This window comes from Candidatus Thiosymbion oneisti (assembly GCF_004359955.1).
Lineage (GTDB): Bacteria > Pseudomonadota > Gammaproteobacteria > Chromatiales > Chromatiaceae > Thiosymbion > Thiosymbion oneisti.
Window position 1 is genome coordinate 42,354 of sequence record NZ_SMSC01000012.1, and the last position, 17,815, is coordinate 60,168.

Genomic DNA, 17,815 nt, shown 5'->3' on the forward strand with positions numbered 1-17,815 from the left:
GCGTTCATTTGCGGCAAAAAACGATTCCATGTTATCGGCACTGCCGTACTAGGCGGCGACCGGTTGGGGCGCGTGACTGAGACATTTCTTCGGGCACACCCGGGAGCAGGCCTGGCAGCCGATACAGTCCATGGGGTCCTTCAAACCCATGACCATACTGGTATCGTCGGAGAAGTCGTCGTAGTCGTCATCGTCGCCTGCATCCAAATCCAAATCGAGGTCGTCCCGATCCAGGAGCTCGAAGACGTCCCGGGGACACACCTTAAAGCAGCGTCCGCAGCCGATGCAGTTGGCCTGGTTAAGATCGGTAATGAAGGCAGGGATCCATTCCGCCCCGCCGTGGGTGACACCGGTTATGGTATTCATGGCTGTTCCACTCCTAACGAGGCATCGCCTCAGACCGACGAGGCGTGAACAACTCAAGGGAGCTGTCATCTCGACCGAAGGGAATTGTCATCCCGAGCGTAGCGAGGGATCTTCTTAGCTTGCAGAAGCTCCCGGCGCACAAGATCCCTCCTCCGTCGGGACAAGGATTTCTCGCTGCGCTCGAAATGACAACCGGAATTTTTTATGCAGCGCACAAACTTGACTCATTTGTAAAGACTCGGGTCCCTCAAGGGATCCTAGGGGGCGTTCTCAATTGAGCTGAATCCTCATGAAAATCAAGCACATCAGGCCCATGCAGCAGCGGCTACGAGTTTCCGAGGCACTCCGCGGCGCGGAGCTTCCGCGTTCCCACGCGGCGCGTGGGAACGAGAGACCCTCTGTTTTAATTGAGAACACCCCCTAGGCCGCTTCCTTTGCGACGGCTTCCAAGTTGCAGGTCACCTGTGTGTCCCCTTCCCTCCACCCCTTCTCCGATTTTGGGGACAGGCGCGAGTGATAGGGGCGGATTTCACCCCTCTCCAGGGACAGCAGGATATTGGCCAGATCGAACAGGGTCCGGCGGGTCCCCGGGTAGCCGATCCAGAGGCGCTGATAGCCGCCCACCTGGTCGTAGAGTGGAAAGCCGGCGCGCAGCAGGGGCAAACCTGAACGCTCCGCCGTGGGAGCGGCGTGGGAGTTGCCGATCAGTACCTCGGCACCGCGTTCGCGGGCGGTGCGCTCGAGGTCTTCCAGGTCCCCAATCTCGACCTTAGTGGTACGGACTCGCTCCAGGGCGGGCGTATTGGTGGGGGCTACGGCGGCGACCGTTTCCGCCCCCAGGGAGGCCAACAGGTCGCTGAAGCCGACCAACAGGTCCGCGTCGGCGGCTAGGGCGAAGCGGGATCTACCGAGCATGAAATGGGTGTCCAGCATGGCGTCTTGGAGCTGGCTGCGTTGGCGCTCGACCTGTGCCGGCACGGGTGTGGCGGAGATCCGTGCCAGCTCGGTCACGAGGGCGTCCACGGCCGCGAGCCCCATCAAGTGGGGGAAGCGGGCGTCCGGCACGCCGGTGCGCTCGGCCAGCAGATCCGCAGCGGCGTCCAGGGAGGCACCGACCACGAGCGTCGCCGCTGAATCACCCAGGACCGCCAGGTCCGCTACCTGGGCGCCGCCCATCGTCAAGGGGCTGAAATCCTGCTCGGTCAGGTGGCCGTCCAGGGAATCGGACAGGTCCGGCAGCACAATCGGGTGCAGACCGAAGCGCTCGATCAGGTCCTTGAGGTACTCCAGGTCGCCGGGGGTCAAGTGGGCACCCACCAGCAGGTTGACCTGGCGCGGGCGTCGCCCCGGCCGGGTCCCGGCAGCATCCGCCCGGGGGACCAGCTGCCCGATGACGGCCGCGACCGCCAGGGCATAGCCGGATTCCAGGGAGCCGGTGAAATCCGGCGTCGCCACCGGCACCACCGGGATGGCGTCGAGCTGGGGATACTGGTCCCGGAACATGCGCACGGCCATGCGGATGTCGGTGCCCTGGGTCTCCACAAGTCCCGTGGTGGGTACGCCGATGAGCTCTGGGGCATGTTTCTGGCACAGGGTCTTGAGTCCCTCCACCAGGTTCTCGTTCGCACCCATCACGGCGCTGCCCTGGTCCATGGCAGTGGTCTGGAGGGGGATGGGCTCGCGGAAATGGCGCACGAAGAAGACTTTGCCGAAGGCCGCGCAGCCCTGGGAGCCGTGCAGCATGGGGATGCAACGGCGGAAGCCGAGGAAGGCCAGGGCGGCCCCAATGGTGGGACTCGCCTTCAGCGGGTTGACGGACAGGGCCTTTCTGCGCTTGACGATCTCGGCCCTGGGGGCGTCCTGAACGGGGTGCGGCGCCGTTGCGACCCCATGCTCTGGTGCGGACCCTCGAGCCCAGGGCGCTGGCTGGCGGATCGCCGCCCATACCGGGCTCTCGATGGTCAGGCACAGCTGGCGGGCCAATTCCAGCATGCCGGTGTATCCCGCATAGCCGAAGTCGCGCTCCTGGTTGACGTCTAAGAAGGGGAGGCGCGCCTTAAGCGCCGTGTACATGTTGCGTCCGCCGGCAATCAGTACGTCAACCTGGTGCTCACGCACGATCTCGAGCAGGACGCGGGGATTGCCGTCCTCGATCATCATCGCGTCCCGCCCCATGAGTGCCTGGATGCGGGCCTTGTCGTCCCCCGTGGACTTCTTGGTCCCGGTGGCGACGACCTCCATTCCCAGGTCCTGCAGCGCAGCCACGATGGACCAGGACTTCACGCCCCCCGTATAGAGCAGCGCCTTGCGTCCGGCAAGTCGCTCCCGCCAGGGGACGAGCTCGTCGTCGATGCGGGCCTCCTCACGGGCGATCAGCCGCTCGGTGCGCTTGGTCAGATCCGGGTCGCCGATCAGACGGGCGAAATCCCGCAGGGCTTGGGAGACGTCCTTAACCCCATAGAAGCTGCCCTCGAACCAGGGGGTGCCGAAGGCCGCCTCCAGCTTGCGCGCCACATTGAGCATGGCCTTGGAGCAGACCATCATATTGACCTCCGAGCGATGCATGGTCTGCACCTCCCGAAAGCGGGCATCGCCTGACAATGCGCATAGCACCCGCAGCCCCAGCTCGTCGAGCAGGGGCAGCACATGCCAGAGCTCGCCGGCGATGTTGTACTCACCCACCAGGGCTACGTCGTGGACCTTGAAGCCCGGCCGTTCGCTACCCGCCGGCAGTGGGTCCGGCTCCCGGCCGCCGCACACATACTTGACCATGGTGTCCCCGGCGATGCGGTTGCCCAGGTTCTTGGTGCCGTAGAAGCCGGCGCCGTCCACGGGCACCACCGGCGTACCCCAGCGGCCTTGCGCCTCCTTGCACACCGCTTCCAGGTCATCACCGATCAGGGCCGGGACGCAGGTGTTGTAGACGAAGACCGCCGCCGGGTGGTAGCTGTCGATGGCCTGTCGGATGGCGTGTAGAAGCCGCTGCTCGCTCCGCCCCATGACCACGTCCTGCTCGGTCAGGTCCGTGGTCATGCCGATCCGGTACAGCGAGGGTCCGGAGGATCGGGTCCCCCGGTTGTCCCAGGAGTTACCGGCGCAGGCGATAGAGCCGTGGACGATATGGGCTACATCGGCGATGGGCAGCAAGGCGATCTGAGCGCCATCGAAGGCACACCCGCCGGCGGTGGCCCCCGGCTTTGGCTTGGCGCAGCCGGACTTTCCCGGCTTAGGGTGGGTGCGGGCCGGCTCGTCGAGCAGTATGGCGATGTCTTTCCGCTTCATGGAGGCCCCTCGGCTGCATGCTTCGGGGGCATTCATGCAGGGCCCGTGCCAACCGCTAGCCGATTGATTTCTCAGGATAAGAAAGGGCAAGGAAATGTAGCCTTTGTACCAAAGGGACCCGAAACTGTGGTTAGTGTAGGGAATCCACGTCCTCGACCACACCTTAATCTCGTACCCAAAATCCCATCTATTTTTCAAAGAATGATAAAAAATCACAAAATTATGTTATTTTTTGTCTATCAAGACCAAAAAATACGTGGACCCGGGTATGCTGCACCACTATAGATTCCGCAACTTTTTCTCGTTCCCAGACGAGACCACAGTTGATTTTCGTATGCCGAAGACGCTGCGAGGTCCGGGCGTTACCGATGGCCGGTTGTCGAAAGTAATGGCTATCGTTGGTGCCAACGGTAGTGGTAAGACGAATCTGATCAAACCGTTAGCGTTCGCTCACTGGTTTATCAGCAGCTCGTTTCAGGCACCTCCGGGTGGAGGCATCCCATTCGAGACGCATTTCTTTTCCGCAGACCAGCGCGGCTCGTTCGAGGTCGAGCTCGCGCTTGCAGGTGAGCTGTGGCGGTATGCCCTGGAACTGACTCCCGAGCGCGTCCTGCATGAATCCCTGCGCCGCAAGACAAATCGGTATTTCAGCTACGTGTTCGAGCGTGATTGGCGAAACGGCATTTATGTCGTCAAGCAGCAGGGCTTCGGTATGGCCCCTGCGGAGGCAAAGAAGGTGCGGCAGAATGCTTCACTCATCTCCACCGCCGCGCAATACGGTGTGCAGCTTGCCAGCACTATGGTCAAGCTGTCGGTCTTTTCGAACGTCGTCTGGGCCGGCCGCGAACACGATTTTCATCGCATCATCAATGCAACCAATGTCTTCCGCGAGCAGGCTCCACTGTGGGAGCAGGCGGTGTCTCTATTACGGGAGTGGGATTTCGGACTGTCCGATGTCGTGATCGAAGAAACGTCGTTCACGAACCCGGGTAGCGCCGAGATAACTAAGTACCACATGCCTTTCGGCATGCATAAGGTAGATGACCGGGAGGCCAAGAGAATGTTTACGCTCGAATCGAGCGGCACTCAGGGGGCCTATGTTCTACTCTCATACCTGCTGCCCGTGCTGGCTAGGGGTGGCGTGGCGGTCATCGACGAGCTCGAGGCGGATCTGCACCCACACATGCTCTCACCGATCATGGATCTGTTTCTGAGTCCGAGCACCAATCCGCGTGACGCACAGATCATCTTCACTTGCCATGCAGCCGAGGTCTTGAACCTGTTGCAAAAGCCGCAGGTCATGCTGGTAGAGAAGGATGAGCGGGGCCGTAGCGAGGCCTGGCGCCTCGATTCCATGAAGGGGGTACGCAAGGACGACAATCTCTACGCGAAGTACATGGCCGGCGCTTACGGTGCGGTGCCGCGGGTCTGAGTCGTGACGAGAGGCCGCGGTAAACAGGTCCGGAAGGTTCGCCAGGCACAAACAACCGTGTTGATTGTGGGAGAATCAGCGTAGCACGCAACTTAGGACACTGAAGCGTTCGATCGATTTGCTACGTAGTCCTGCATAAGCCCGTGTAGGGCGGGAAAGCGCAGCGCATACCTGTTTTACGACCCCCGTCACTGGTTCGGACCGTTGGGGAGAAATCACAGCTCGTGCTCCTCGAAGCGGGTGCATTCTTCGGAAGGCCAAACAAAATGGGTGTCCTTTTTTTGTCCTAAATTGTCCTTTTTTTGCGTTTTTGAAAACAGGGTACTATGCAGTGCGACCTAGCGGTTCCAACTTGTCAATCTCAACGGCCTTGTCGCTTCGCATGGCATGCCAGAGGTCCCAGTCCTGCTGGAGCCCAAGCCAAAAGTCCGCTGACATTCCCAACACGCGGGCCAATCGCAATGCCGTGTCTGGTGTCACCGCGCGTTTTCCACGAATGATTTCGTTCAGCCGGGGGAATGAAACCCCCAAGCGAATCGCAAGGGCGGACTGACTGATCCCCAGTGGCTTCAGGAATTCCTCCGACAGCATCTCTCCGGGATGTGTTGGGGGCCTCTCACTAGGCAACCGCCTCGCCACAGGCCCCTGTCCGCGATTTTGCCTCATGGTCGTCTTGTTCCGTTTAGTGGTAGTCGGTGATTTCGACTTCGTCCGCATAGCCACGCTCCCAGCGAAAGCAGATGCGATATTGGTCGTTAATCCGAATGCTGTACTGTCCGCTCCGGTCTCCGCACAAACGCTCAAGGCGGTTCCCCGAAGGTATTGCCAGCTCTCGGACGTCGCGGACGCGATTGATTTGATCTAACCTGCGTCGGGCCACCGACCATAGGGTCTTGGAACAAGCCCTCCGCGCGGCCCGCGTGTTGGAGCCATTGAAGATGTCCTCGGTACCAGGATCCTGAAATGAACGGATCATATATCATATTATAACGAATACCAATATAACCGTTAACTCGCTCACTTGCTGCCGTCGCAACCCGCGTAGGGCAGGAAAGCGCAGCGCATCCCGCCTTTAGGCGCTGATCGTCCGTGATCAGGTAGCTCGTAGGTTGGGCAAAGGGTCGGCTTGTCCCGACGAAGGAGGGGACCTGGTCCGTGCCCAACACAGAATGTTGGGCACGCCGCGTCCCTGCGGCTTTGCCCAACCTACCGCTCTCTTCCCGCGGTCAAGCAAGGTGGTCAAACACTGTAAGGGACGTCGCACCAATCCCGCTTAGAGGCTGTCTAAAAACTAACACATTGATTTTATACTGCCACACGGCACAATCTGCGCATTTCACTCCCTCTCCCTCCGGGAGAGGGCCGGGGTGAGGGGGAAATTCAAAAGCTCGGATTGTGCCGTGTGGCAGTATAAATCGGTAGGCTGGGTCGAGGGACGAGACCCAGCGAACCAAACCTGCCCGTAAAAGCTGGGTTTCGTTCCTCAACCCAGCCTACCGCCTACTCTGGGCTACGGCCCTTTTTTTAGACAGCCTCTTAAACGCTACGACGCTTAGTTGCGTTAGTCATAAACTACGAATCACGCGAATCTGCGCGAATTGGAAGGTTTGCACCCTTGGGAATATTCGCGTCGATTCGTGTGATTCGTAGTTAAAACAATACCTGCCGCCGCACGCCAAAAGGACCCATCAGCCCACCAGGTGCCGGGCGGCGAGCAGGTCTTCCTCGGCGCTGTCGCGTAGCTCGGCATCGCCCCGTTCCGTCAGGCCCAGGAACCAGACATCCTGACGCTGTTCCTCGGTGAGGTCTTCGGCGTCCGCATCCAGATGCTTGATGCGGGCGGGGGGCGCGTGGTTGATTTCCGTCTCGATCACGGTCGCAAGATAGGGATAGCGCGCCTGCTCCAGGGTCCAGTCCACCTGCTTCCCGGCGCGGGCCTGGGCGCGGTTGCGGTGTACGCGCAGCACACCGTCGCCGGGGTACTGCTCCCAGTTGCGATCGAACCAGTCTGCGGCTACGGGCCAGCCCTCGGTCCGGGCATACCAGAGGCCGGTCTCGATGATCTGGACACTGCCGGGGGGCAGGGTCTCGATCTCCGATTTTGCGCGGTCGAGCGCCCCGTTACCGCTGTTGCCACTCCGCCGCAGCAAGACGGCGCGGCCAAAGGCGGGGTCGTGGGAGAGGTCCTCGCCGGTGATGTCGGCCAGATCGGCCAGATCGCCGGCGGGACCCGCGTGGGGGGACCGCGGTTGCGCGGGCCGAACCGGCTCGCCGGCCAGCGCCCCTTGCAGGCGACGGCGGATCTGGTCCAGCTTGGCGGCGCTTTTCTCATCGAAGTCGAGTTGGTCGGCCCGGTCCAGGACTTCCTCTGCCTCGTCCAACCGCGCCAGGTCGATCAGGGTATCCGCCAGGCCGCAGATGGTCGCGGGATCGCGTGGGAATTGCTGCTGGGCCTCCCGGTAGACCGCCACCGCCTGGTCCCGGCGGTCGGTGATACGCAGGGTGTGGGCGAGGTCGGCGCGGCAAACGGGGTTGTCCGGGAACAAGCGGATGGCCGCCCGATAGACCGCCTCGCCGAGCTCCACATCGCCGTGCAGGACCAGGGCATGGGCAAGCTGGTTGTGAGATTGCTCGTCATGCGGAAAGCGCCGGCGGGCGTGCCAGTAGACCGCCTGGGCCCGGTGCCAGTCGCCTTCCGCCTCCAGGGCGCGGGCGAGCAGGGACCAGGCATAGGGATTCTGCGGATTCCAACGGGCGGCCTCATGGGCCAGCGCCCGCGCCCAGATCGGGTCCGGCCCCAGGAGCCGATCCCCGAGGTTGCAGAAAGTGCGCACCAGATAGAAGCTGTCCCCGGTCTCGCGGCAATACTGGCGATGTTGGTCGAAATGTGCCTCGAGCTGTGACTTGATGGCCGCGAGATTCTCCGGCAACTGCCGCAGCAGCGGCCGCAGCTCATCTGGATATGGCGACTGCAGGAGGCCCTTCGTCTGCCGTGGATCGGACGGCTCCAGGGCAGACGGGTAGCGCCGGTTCAGCCACTTGCGCACCGGGCTGGAGACGTCCCGCGCCTGGATCAGGTCACGAAAGCGCCGTCCCCACTGGTCGGCACTCATGGGGTAGACGCCCGCCAGATAGTCCAGCTCGGCGAACCAGGGGGTTCCTTTCAGGTCGCCCCGGCGGGCCAGGACCTCACCGTAGTCCAGTACGCCGCGCAGCATGGCCCGCGGTACCGAACGCTCCACGGTTCCTTCATCGTCCGCCGGCAGCAGGCGCAGGCCGGTGATGCCGATGCGTGCATAGTCCTCGTGGACGCCTCCGGCAAGCCGGGTGAGTCCGAGCCACAGACCGAGCAAGCGGCGGTCCGTTTGATTCTGGGTGAGGGCGGCGAGCAGTGCCGCCTCCGGGTCCCGAGAACGGCCGAAGTAGAAGCCGCGCAGCCAAGCACGCAGCCGGCCCTGGTTATGGGCGCACCAGGCCCGGGATTCCGGCAGGGGCACCAGGAGCACGGCGCGGAAGGCATCGATCAGGGCATCGGCGAACCGCTTGCCTGGAAGGTCCGTCCGCGCCGGTGCGTCGAGTACCGCCCCGAGCCACTCACGCATTGCCCGGTCCGCCGGCGGGATCTGTTCCGGTGTCAGGATTTGGACCAGGGCCTCGGAGGGACGCGCCCGCGCGAAGGGGCCGAGGAAAATACGGTTGGCCAGCAGATCACCGATGGCCTGGACGGGCTCGGCGACAAAGCGCGCCTGCCAGCGTTGGACGGCCGGGCTGACGGGAGGTGCGTTCATTGCCCATCCTCGCCGAAGAGGTCAGCGCCGAAGTCGTCGCGGTCCGCGTAGAGCCGGACCCAGGGCAAATGAAAGCCGCGCGCTCGGTCGAGGGGCATGGTCACCGGCTCGGCAATGATGCCAGCCCGATAGAAGTGCTCCGGTAAGGTCCCGCAAAAAATTCTGTTGGGCCGGTATCCGTTCTGCTTGGATGGCAGACTTTGATCATGTGGGTATTTTCAAAGGTTAATCTACGGCTGCTTCTTTGTCCACGCCGCTGTACGCCGCCGCTGCCCGTCCGCCACCACGTTCGACATTGCCGGTAGGTGGGGGTGAGGAACGAACCCCAACATCGTCGTAAAAACCCCGTGTACCCCGTTTCACCTCAACTCTCGTGGGGAACGCCCGACCCGTCGTTCCGAACGGCCTGCAGAACGGCAGATCGGCCGTTCCCTACAGGAGATACCATAAACAGAAAATTAAGGAGAAATGGTGTGTCAGGGGCTTTTGGCCTGCAAGACTCGGAGCTCATGGCTGAAGGCATCCAGTCTCTTCGCCGCGATCGCATCGCGCAGGGCGCGCATGAGCCCTTGATAATAGTGCAGGTTGTGGATGGTATTGAGCCGGGCGCCCAGGATCTCTTTACATTTGTCCAGGTGATGCAGATAGGCCCGGCTGTAATGCCTGCAAGCAGCGCAGTCGCAAAGCGGGTCCAACGGCCCCTCGTCGGTCCGGTAGCGGGCGTTGCGGATCCTGACGACGCCGCCGGCGGTAAACAGAAAGCCGTTGCGGGCGTTGCGGGTCGGCAGGACGCAGTCGAACATGTCGATACCCCGCCGCACCGCCGCGACCATATCCTCCGGGGTGCCGACGCCCATCAGGTACCGCGGTCTGTCCGCCGGCAGGCGCCCGGACAGGAAGTCCAGGATGCGCAGCCGATCCGCCTGCGGCTCTCCTACCGACAGGCCACCCACCGCATAGCCGTCGAATCCCAGGTCCAGCAAACCCGCCAGGGAGACCGCGCGCAGATGTTCGTACATCCCCCCCTGGACGATGCCGAACAGGGCCGCCGGATGGTCCCCGTGGGCCTCGCGACTGCGCGCGGCCCAGCGCAGGGAGAGCAGCATAGAGTCCCGCACGCGGTCTTCGTCCGCCGGGAAGGGGGTGCAGTCGTCGAAGATCATGACAATGTCCGAGCCCAGCGCCCGCTGTACCACCATGGCGTCCTCGGGCATCAGGAAGACCGGGCTGCCGTCTACCGGACTCTTGAAGTGCACACCCTCTTCCGTGATCCGGCGCAGGTCTCCAAGGCTGAAGACCTGAAATCCGCCGGAATCGGTGAGGATCGGACCCTCCCAGTGCATGAAGCGGTGCAGACCACCGTGGCGGCGGATGACCTCTACCCCGGGCCGCAGCATCAGGTGAAAGCTGTTGCCGAGGATGAGCTGGGCCCCCAGACCGGTCAGCTCCTCCGGCGTCATGGCCTTGACGGTGCCGTAGGTACCCACGGGCATGAAGGCGGGGGTCTCGACGCTGCCGCGGTCGAAGGTCAGACGCCCACGCCTTGCCGCCCCATCCTGCGCCAGGACCTCAAAGCGCACGCTGACGGTCTTCCAGCCAACATCGCAGCTGCCCGAGATCCGCTACCTCACCAGCAGGCGGTTTCAGCTCATGGGGCCAGGGAGTGTCCCCCCGGTTGATCCAGACCGCTGCCATGCCTAAGCGCCGGGCCGCCTCCACGTCCCGGTAGGGATCGTCCCCCAGATGCAGGGCCCGTTCCGGGGGCACGCGACCCCATTGGAGGGCGCCGAGAAAGAGATTCGGCGCCGGCTTCCGGGCCCCCACATCGGCGGCGGTCAGGGACCGCCCGAACAGACCGCGCAAGGGCGTGCGGGCTACCTCGGCGTTGCCGTTGGTGACCGACACCAATGGGTATTCGGCGCCCAGGGCCTGCAAGGCGGGAAGCACGTCCGCGTAGGGTATGACCCGGTTGCGGTGCTCCAGGAACAGGGCCACGGCAGCATCGGCCAAGGCCATATCATAGCCGTAGGCCGAGAGCAGGCCGCGTAGGGAGTGTCGGCGCACCGCCGTGAGATCATGGGCGATCTCGGGCCGGCTCATCATCAGCACTCGACGATGGCGGCGCATGGCTTCCTGATCATAGACCTCCGTCAGCCGCGGCGCAGTTCGCTCCAGCCAGGCATAGAGCACCGCTTCCGCCCGCTCAATGGTCGGTGCGCAGGGCCAGAGGGTATCATCGAGGTCGATGGTCAGGAGCCTGAAGGCACGCTCGGTTGGCAGCTTGTCCATCCAGTCGTTTGCAGCCGATAAGGCTTGACAGCTAGTTCGGAATTTAAGAAGATACTGATGCACTGAAACACTACACGGCATTTCGGTGCGTTCTTCCATCCTCCTTTGGTGGTAATCCTAAGCGCGACACTTCCGTCGCGCTTTTTTTTGGATTGCTAACCCAACAAGCGTGAGATGTCGACGTAGAAGGCGAGGGTCATGAGCGCCGCCAACAGGGCGAGTCCGACCCGCTGCCCCTGTAATTGCGCCTGCTCGGAGAGCGGGCTGCCCTTGATGGCCTCGATGGCGAAATAGAGCAGGTGTCCCCCGTCCAGGAGGGGGATGGGCAACAGATTGAGTACGCCGAGACTGACGCTGACCACCGCTAGAAACTTGATGAAGTAACCCAGGCCGTAGCTCGCGGTCTTGCCCGCGGTCTCGGCGATGGAGATCGGCCCGCCCAGATTCTCGACCGACGCCTTACCGCTCAGCATGCGCCCGATCACACGCAGCATGAGCAGACTCATATCTGCGGTCTTGCCGATAGCCGCACTCAGTGCCGCGACGGGCCCCAGTCGCACCTCCGTCCGGTACTCGTCGAACAGATGGGGCGAGATTTGCGCTGCGGCGCCGATGCGTCCGATCTCCCGGCCATCCAGCTGTACGGCACGGGGGATCACCAGGAGTTCATGCCGTTCGGAGCCACGTTCGACTTCCAGCCGCAACGGCTGACCGGGATGTGCCTGCACTGCCTCGACCAGATCGCCCCAGTGGGCGATCGACTCGCCATTGACGCGGCGGACCTGGTCGCCGGGGCGCAGCCCTGCCTGCGCGGCCGGATCGCCTGGGGTAAGCTCACCGATGCGGGCCGGCAAGAGGGGTCGCATCGGCGACAATCCCAGATTCGAGAGCAACGCCGGGTCATCGGGCAACCCGGCCAGCGCATCGCCGTTCAGCACCCGCACCAGCTCCAGACCGCTCTCATCGCGCACGCGAACCGCAAGATCCTCGCCATTCAGGACCTCCGCCATTAGGGCAAAGACCGCCGCTTCCCAGGTCAGCGTCGGCCGGTTGGCAACCGCCAGCAGCTCATCCCCAGGGGCGAAACGGGCCTCAGCTGCGATGGACCCCGGGGCGACCGTCCCCACCACCGCCCGCGTGCCCACGTCACCCGCGACGAAAATGGCCCAGTAGGCGAGAACGGCAAACAAGAAGTTGAAGAAAGGTCCTGCAGTTACGATGACGAAGCGCTTCCAGAGCAGCTGGCGGTTGAAGGCCAGGTGCTGCTCTGCCTCGGGGACTGATCCTTCCTGCTCATCCAGCATCTTGACATAGCCGCCGAGGGGAATGGCGGCCAGCACGTATTCGGTCCCGTCGCGGGGGCTGACATAGCGCAGCAGGGGTCTGCCGAAACCGATGGAAAAACGCAGCACCTTGACCCCGAGCTTGCGGGCAGCCCAGAAATGCCCGAACTCGTGGACCGCGATGAGGATTGCCAAGGCGACGATGAACCAACCGACCGTGTAGAGTAGTTCCAACATGGATCTATTCGGCAACTCCGCCGAGATTTTGTTCCGCGACCCGCCGCGCTCGCTGGTCCGCGTCCAACAGCTGTTCGACCTCCCAGCCCTCGACCCCCTCCCGCGGGAGCTGTTGCAGGGTCTTTTCGACCACGGCCGGGATGTCCATGAATCCGATCCGCCGCTTCAAGAATGCGTCTACCGCCACCTCATTGGCCGCGTTGAGAATGACAGGATAAGTGCCACCCTGAGCTGCCGCGCTGTATGCGAATGCCAGACAGGGAAAACGCTTGGGATCTGCCGGACGGAAGTCGAGCCTTTGGACCTCGAGTAGATCGAGCGCGGCAACGCCGGAATCGATCCGGTCAGGCCATGCCAGGGCGTGGGCGATGGGGGTGCGCATGTCCGGATTCCCGAGCTGTGCCAGCACCGAGCCATCCCGGTACTGCACCAGGGAATGGATCACACTCTGGGGATGCACCAGGATCCGGACCCGGCTGGGATTGGTGCCGAATAGCCAGCAGGCCTCGATGAGCTCCAAACCCTTGTTCATCATAGTCGCCGAGTCCACCGAAATCTTGCGTCCCATGTCCCAGTTCGGGTGGGCACAGGCCGCCTCGGGCGTGACCTCTGCCAACTCCTCCAGAGGCATGTCCCGGAAGGGCCCGCCGGAAGCGGTCAGCAGAATCTGGTCCACGCCCAAGTGTTCAATATCGCCTCCACCGTGGAAATCCCCGGGAAGACACTGAAACACGGCATTGTGCTCGCTGTCGATGGGCAAAATCCTGGCACCATTGTCCGCGACGGCCCGCATCAGGAGCGAGCCCGCGACCACCAGGGCCTCCTTGTTGGCCAACAGCAGACGCTTGCCCGCGCGTGCGGCCGCCAGGGTGGGCAAAAGGCCGGCGGCGCCGACAATCGCTGCCATTACACAGTCGACCTGGGGTAAGGCCGCTACGGACTCCAAGGCCGCTGTCCCCGCGAGCACCTCCGGCGGCTTCGCCATGCCCGACAGCAGCAACCGGAGCTTGCCCGCCGCCACCGGGTCCGCCATAACCGCGTACTCGGGTCGGTGACGGCGACACTGCAGGGCCATGCCTTCGGCATCTCGGTTGGCGGTCAAGGCGACGATGCGAAATTGCTCCCGATGGCGCTCGACCACATCCAGGGTACTGACGCCGATAGAACCGGTGGAACCAAGCAGGGTGATGCCGATCATCCTCAGTGGAGAACTTCGTCAAGACGGTTGGCAGTGAGGACCCGCTCGGACCACGCCAGCAAGGTCTGTTCGCTGGCTTGATCGATACGTTGCTGCACCTCATCGGGTAAGGTGCCAAATTTCAGACGTAATAGTCGTTCCAAGACCAAGGCTTCGCCTTGGTGCTTGCCTTGCTGCACACCTTGCTGCATACCTTGCTGCATTCCCTGTTGCAAACCTTGCTGCATGCCCTGCTGTATACCCTCCTCGCGGAAGCGCTCGGCAAATCGGCTCATGGTCTTCGCCTCGTCAGGATAGTCACGTTGGTATTCGACCCGCTCATTGTCTCCTCATTCAATAGTTCGTTGCGCAAATCCACCGGATCTCCTCGACCTCGAGCGGTGCATCGCTCCGCATGCGGAGCTTCACGATGGTTCGATCGAGCGGAAAATCCGGGCCCGGCGGGTAGTCCCCGGCACGGTAGAAGTAGGCGTAGGCGTGTTGCATACCGCTGATGCCCCCCAGAATGAGCGGATAGCGGGTGCCTCGATCGTCGATCACCTCGGCAGTAACCCTTATCCTCCGGCCATCATCGAGGGTCAGCGAGCCGCCGGCATCCATGTCCGCGACCCCGGCCACCTGCAAACGGATCGACTGCTCGTTTTCGACCACGCTAAGTGGCGACGGTGGCACGATCTCCAGCCACTCGGCACCCACTGCGACGGGACCGGATACGGGCTGCTCGTTGAAGCCGATACCGAGCAGTACACCCGCCACCTGCTGCCCGAACCGGTCGCAGCCTCCGCCACCGAGTAGCAGCACGCTAACGGCGGCGACCGCACAGAATCGGATCAACAAAAGACGCATGGCTTGAGATAGTTAAACAATGAATGTCAATAGCACCGGATAATCTTGCTGTGCGGTCAACCGCCGTTGCTCAGGATCATCAGCTGGGCATCCAACCACAGGATGCCCAACGTGAACAGGGGGGCGGCCGCGGTCAGGCTGTCGATGCGATCGAGTATCCCGCCGTGTCCGGGGAGCAGCTGCCCCGAGTCCTTCAGGTCGCGGCTGCGTTTGACGAAGCTCTCAAACAGGTCGCCGATCATCGAGACCAATGCCACCAGGACACACAGAGCGACGAGCAGCATTGCATACCCGAGCGATAGCCCCAGCGACCAGCCCAACAGAATCCCACACAGACCGGCGCCGACCAAGGCCCCGTAGACACCGGCGCGGGTCTTGCCCGGACTGAGCAGGGGCGCCAGCTTCTCGCGTCCCCAGCGGCGTCCCGTGAAATAGGCCAGGGTATCCACAACCCAGATGAGCACGAGCAGAAAGATCACCAGATAAGGACCTGCGGACGAGTGGGCGTGCAGGTGAAGGATTGCGAGCCAGGGACCGATGAGTACCACCAATCCCACCGCTGCCATCACAGGCTCCGGTCCCGATTTGCACTCGACGGTGCGCAACCGGAACAAGAGGAACGCGACGGCACCCCAGAAGACCGCCGCCGCTGCCATCATATGTACATACCATTGGCGCAGCGGGGGCTGCCATAGAAGGAGCAGACAGAGGGCCACCACAGCCACGTAGGCAAACCGTCCGGCGCGCACTGCGATGCCGGCCATGGCCGACCACTCCCACGCCGCTGGCACCAAGATCAGCCCCAGGCACAAGGCAAGATAGGCAGGGGGCAACCACAGGACGGCCGCTACTGTCAAGGGTGCAATGAGCAGTGCGGTCAGGGTCCGCTGCCGCAGCTTGCTTGCGGACACGATAGCTCCTAGCTGGTTCCATTTGCGGCGCGGATGCTGGCCTGATCACCGGTCAAGCCGAAACGGCGCTGCCGACCTGCAAAATCGGCTAAGGCCTCCCGATAGGCTAGGGCATCGAAATCCGGCCACATCAGATCGCTGAAATAGAACTCACTGTAGGCCGACTGCCAGAGCAGGAAGTTGCTGATTCGTTGCTCTCCGCCGGTGCGGATGAAAAGATCGGGATCCGGCAGGTCAGGAAAGGACAACCGGGTAGAAAAGATCCCTTCGTCCACATCCTCCGGCGCGATGCGACCAGCGCGCGCATCCGCGACCAGCCGCCGAGCCGCCTGCACGATGTCCCAACGTCCGCCGTAATTGGCGGCGACCTGGAGCAGCATGGCCTCGTTGGCACTTGTCACTTTCTCCACTTCGGCCATACGCTGTCGCAGTTTTTCCGGAAAGGCCGCACGCTCACCGATGATCCGCAGTCGCACGCCATGCTCGCTGAGTCGATTGACTTCCGAGCGCAGGGTGCCCATGAACAGATCCATCAGGAGGTTGACCTCGGACTTGGGACGGTGCCAGTTCTCGCTGCTGAAGGCGAAGAGCGTCAAGGCTTGGATACCCTGGCGAACGCTCTCTTCCACAATGGCCCGAACGCTTTTGATCCCCGCCCGGTGTCCGGCCGCACGCGGCAACCTGCGCCGCAATGCCCAGCGCCCGTTCCCGTCCATAACGATCGCCACGTGTCGTGGTAGAGGTTGGTCGTCCGAGGATGGCGACGTATCCTTGTTCAAAACGCAAGCTCCCCAAAAACGTCCCCTAGAAGGGGTATCAGATGGACATCAGGTCCTGTTCCTTCTCGGCAAGGACCTTGTCCACACCCTTGATGTAATCGTCGGTCAGTTTCTGCACCAGCTCCTCACCGCGACGCTCCTCGTCCTCGGATATCATCTTTTCCTTCACCGCTTCTTTAAGTCCGTGATTTGCGTCACGCCGGATGTTGCGAATCGCTACCCGGACCTGCTCGGCTTCGTGACGGGCCACCTTGATCAAATCCCGGCGCCGCTCCTCCGTCAGGGGCGGCATGGGCACCCGGATCACCATCCCCGCCGTGTTGGGATTGAGTCCCAGATCGGACTGTATGATGGCCTTTTCCACCGCCTGTACCATGTCCTTCTCCCAGGGCGTGACCGCGAGGGTGCGGGCGTCCTCGGCCGTGATATTTGCCACCTGTTTGATGGGTACATCGGAGCCGTAATAGGAAACGACCAGGTGATCAAGCAAAGCAGGATGCGCACGCCCGGTGCGAATCTTGGCCAGCTCATGCCGCAAGGATTCCACGCTTTTACTCATGCGTGTTGCGGCGTCTTTCTTGATGTCGTCGATCATCTCATTCCCCACCTTCCACCAGGGAGCCGATCTCGGCCCCTCCAACCAGTCGCATCAGTGCGCCCGGCTCGTAGATGTTCATCACCCGCAACGGGATACCGCTATTCCGACACAGGACGAGGGCCGTCGTATCCATGACCGCCAAGTCCTCCTGCAAGGCCTGATCGTAGGTCAAACGCCGGTAGAAGACCGCTGCGGGGTCCCTGACCGGATCGGCCGAATAGACGCCATCGACCTTGGTCGCCTTGATCAACAGGTCGGCGCCGATCTCCACCGCCCGTAGGCTTGCCGCCGAGTCCGTGGTGAAGAAAGGGTTACCGGTCCCGGCGGCGAAGATAGTCACCCAACCCTTCTCCAGATAATCCAAGGCGCGGCGGTGGATATAGCCTTCGCAGATTTGGTCGATTCTCAGTGCCGACATGACCCGCACCGGCACCTCCAGGCGCTCCAGTGCATCCTGCATGGCAAGCGAGTTGATGACGGTGGCCAACATGCCCATGTGATCGCCGGTGACCCGGTCGATCCCCCCCTGAGCCAAGCCCGCGCCGCGGAAGATATTGCCGCCGCCGATTACCAGCGCTACTTGTACGCCGCTAACGACCAGCTCCCGTACCTCGCCGGCCAAGCGACCGATCACCCCCGGATCGATGCCGTAGGCACCCGCTCCCATCAGGGCCTCGCCACTGAGCTTGAGGAGGATGCGGCGATAGTGGATCGGAGACACTGGCTTGGGACCTTTTACTGGGATTTTTTAGCCGCAAATGAACGCAAATAGACGCAAATAAGAAGTGATTTTAATTTGCGTTCAT

General features: G+C 62.6%; 16 protein-coding genes. 1 reads left to right on the forward strand and 15 read right to left on the reverse strand.

The features are described 5' to 3' along the window. Positions 1 to 48: 48 nt before the first annotated feature. Positions 49 to 366, reverse strand: coding sequence for a ferredoxin III, nif-specific (gene fdxB / locus E1958_RS08470; protein ID WP_133511499.1), 318 nt, complete (start codon positions 364 to 366; stop codon positions 49 to 51). A 420-nt stretch (positions 367 to 786) separates the two neighbouring features. Beyond that, complete coding sequence (gene nifE / locus E1958_RS21970; protein WP_424945073.1) at positions 787 to 3,648, reverse strand: nitrogenase iron-molybdenum cofactor biosynthesis protein NifE; 2,862 nt, start codon at positions 3,646 to 3,648, stop codon at positions 787 to 789. Positions 3,649 to 3,982: 334 nt separating this feature from the next. Between nifE and E1958_RS08480 the strand changes: the two genes are divergently transcribed. Beyond that, complete coding sequence (locus tag E1958_RS08480) at positions 3,983 to 5,080, forward strand: AAA family ATPase (protein WP_207787594.1); 1,098 nt, start codon at positions 3,983 to 3,985, stop codon at positions 5,078 to 5,080. A 324-nt stretch (positions 5,081 to 5,404) separates the two neighbouring features. Here E1958_RS08480 and E1958_RS08485 read toward each other — a convergent pair whose 3' ends face one another. The 13 genes from E1958_RS08485 to pyrH form a co-directional block, all read right to left on the reverse strand. Next, on the reverse strand, positions 5,405 to 5,797 hold the full coding sequence (locus E1958_RS08485; RefSeq protein WP_089724995.1) for a HigA family addiction module antitoxin: 393 nt from the start codon (positions 5,795 to 5,797) through the stop codon (positions 5,405 to 5,407). Then, positions 5,763 to 6,056 (reverse strand): type II toxin-antitoxin system RelE/ParE family toxin, encoded by a 294-nt coding sequence (locus E1958_RS08490; RefSeq protein ID WP_133511501.1) that lies wholly within the window; start codon positions 6,054 to 6,056, stop codon positions 5,763 to 5,765. The genes E1958_RS08485 and E1958_RS08490 overlap by 35 nt, the downstream gene beginning before the upstream one ends. A gap of 712 nt (positions 6,057 to 6,768) precedes the next feature. Further along, positions 6,769 to 8,868: a tetratricopeptide repeat protein gene (locus tag E1958_RS08495; protein WP_133511502.1), complete on the reverse strand. Its 2,100-nt coding sequence runs from the start codon at positions 8,866 to 8,868 to the stop codon at positions 6,769 to 6,771. A gap of 476 nt (positions 8,869 to 9,344) precedes the next feature. Beyond that, positions 9,345 to 10,448 (reverse strand): tRNA guanosine(34) transglycosylase Tgt, encoded by a 1,104-nt coding sequence (tgt, locus tag E1958_RS08500; protein ID WP_133511503.1) that lies wholly within the window; start codon positions 10,446 to 10,448, stop codon positions 9,345 to 9,347. After that, positions 10,438 to 11,157 (reverse strand): HAD family hydrolase, encoded by a 720-nt coding sequence (locus E1958_RS08505; protein ID WP_133511504.1) that lies wholly within the window; start codon positions 11,155 to 11,157, stop codon positions 10,438 to 10,440. The genes tgt and E1958_RS08505 overlap by 11 nt, the downstream gene beginning before the upstream one ends. A gap of 155 nt (positions 11,158 to 11,312) precedes the next feature. Then, positions 11,313 to 12,677, reverse strand: a complete 1,365-nt coding sequence (gene rseP / locus E1958_RS08510; RefSeq protein WP_133511505.1) for an RIP metalloprotease RseP — start codon at positions 12,675 to 12,677, stop codon at positions 11,313 to 11,315. Between the two features lie 4 nt (positions 12,678 to 12,681). Then, complete coding sequence (gene ispC / locus E1958_RS08515; RefSeq protein ID WP_133511506.1) at positions 12,682 to 13,875, reverse strand: 1-deoxy-D-xylulose-5-phosphate reductoisomerase; 1,194 nt, start codon at positions 13,873 to 13,875, stop codon at positions 12,682 to 12,684. Between the two features lie 2 nt (positions 13,876 to 13,877). Next, on the reverse strand, positions 13,878 to 14,150 hold the full coding sequence (locus E1958_RS08520; protein WP_133511507.1) for a DUF4351 domain-containing protein: 273 nt from the start codon (positions 14,148 to 14,150) through the stop codon (positions 13,878 to 13,880). A gap of 58 nt (positions 14,151 to 14,208) precedes the next feature. Further along, a complete protein-coding gene (locus E1958_RS08525; RefSeq protein ID WP_133511508.1) occupies positions 14,209 to 14,721 on the reverse strand; it encodes a hypothetical protein in 513 nt (170 codons plus the stop codon). 56 nt (positions 14,722 to 14,777) lie between these two features. After that, entirely contained in the window at positions 14,778 to 15,632 is an 855-nt protein-coding gene (locus E1958_RS08530) for a phosphatidate cytidylyltransferase (protein WP_133511509.1), read from the reverse strand. A gap of 8 nt (positions 15,633 to 15,640) precedes the next feature. Next, entirely contained in the window at positions 15,641 to 16,360 is a 720-nt protein-coding gene (uppS, locus tag E1958_RS08535; RefSeq protein ID WP_341534729.1) for a polyprenyl diphosphate synthase, read from the reverse strand. An 88-nt stretch (positions 16,361 to 16,448) separates the two neighbouring features. Beyond that, positions 16,449 to 17,006, reverse strand: coding sequence for a ribosome recycling factor (frr, locus tag E1958_RS08540; protein ID WP_133511510.1), 558 nt, complete (start codon positions 17,004 to 17,006; stop codon positions 16,449 to 16,451). Between the two features lies 1 nt (position 17,007). Continuing rightward, complete coding sequence (gene pyrH, locus E1958_RS08545) at positions 17,008 to 17,730, reverse strand: UMP kinase (RefSeq protein ID WP_133511511.1); 723 nt, start codon at positions 17,728 to 17,730, stop codon at positions 17,008 to 17,010. Positions 17,731 to 17,815: the final 85 nt, after the last annotated feature.

Coding starts and splice junctions, on each gene's coding strand:
- E1958_RS08520 (WP_133511507.1), bottom strand. CDS start 14,150: ATGAGCCGATTTGCCGAGCGCTTCCGCGAGGAGGGTATACAGCAGGGC.
- E1958_RS08485 (WP_089724995.1), bottom strand. CDS start 5,797: ATGCGGACGAAGTCGAAATCACCGACTACCACTAAACGGAACAAGACG.
- E1958_RS08505 (WP_133511504.1), bottom strand. CDS start 11,157: ATGGACAAGCTGCCAACCGAGCGTGCCTTCAGGCTCCTGACCATCGAC.
- ispC (WP_133511506.1), bottom strand. CDS start 13,875: ATGATCGGCATCACCCTGCTTGGTTCCACCGGTTCTATCGGCGTCAGT.
- nifE (WP_424945073.1), bottom strand. CDS start 3,648: ATGAAGCGGAAAGACATCGCCATACTGCTCGACGAGCCGGCCCGCACC.
- E1958_RS08525 (WP_133511508.1), bottom strand. CDS start 14,721: ATGCGTCTTTTGTTGATCCGATTCTGTGCGGTCGCCGCCGTTAGCGTG.
- E1958_RS08490 (WP_133511501.1), bottom strand. CDS start 6,056: ATGATCCGTTCATTTCAGGATCCTGGTACCGAGGACATCTTCAATGGC.
- rseP (WP_133511505.1), bottom strand. CDS start 12,677: ATGTTGGAACTACTCTACACGGTCGGTTGGTTCATCGTCGCCTTGGCA.
- frr (WP_133511510.1), bottom strand. CDS start 17,006: ATGATCGACGACATCAAGAAAGACGCCGCAACACGCATGAGTAAAAGC.
- fdxB (WP_133511499.1), bottom strand. CDS start 366: ATGAATACCATAACCGGTGTCACCCACGGCGGGGCGGAATGGATCCCT.
- E1958_RS08495 (WP_133511502.1), bottom strand. CDS start 8,868: ATGAACGCACCTCCCGTCAGCCCGGCCGTCCAACGCTGGCAGGCGCGC.
- E1958_RS08480 (WP_207787594.1), top strand. CDS start 3,983: ATGCCGAAGACGCTGCGAGGTCCGGGCGTTACCGATGGCCGGTTGTCG.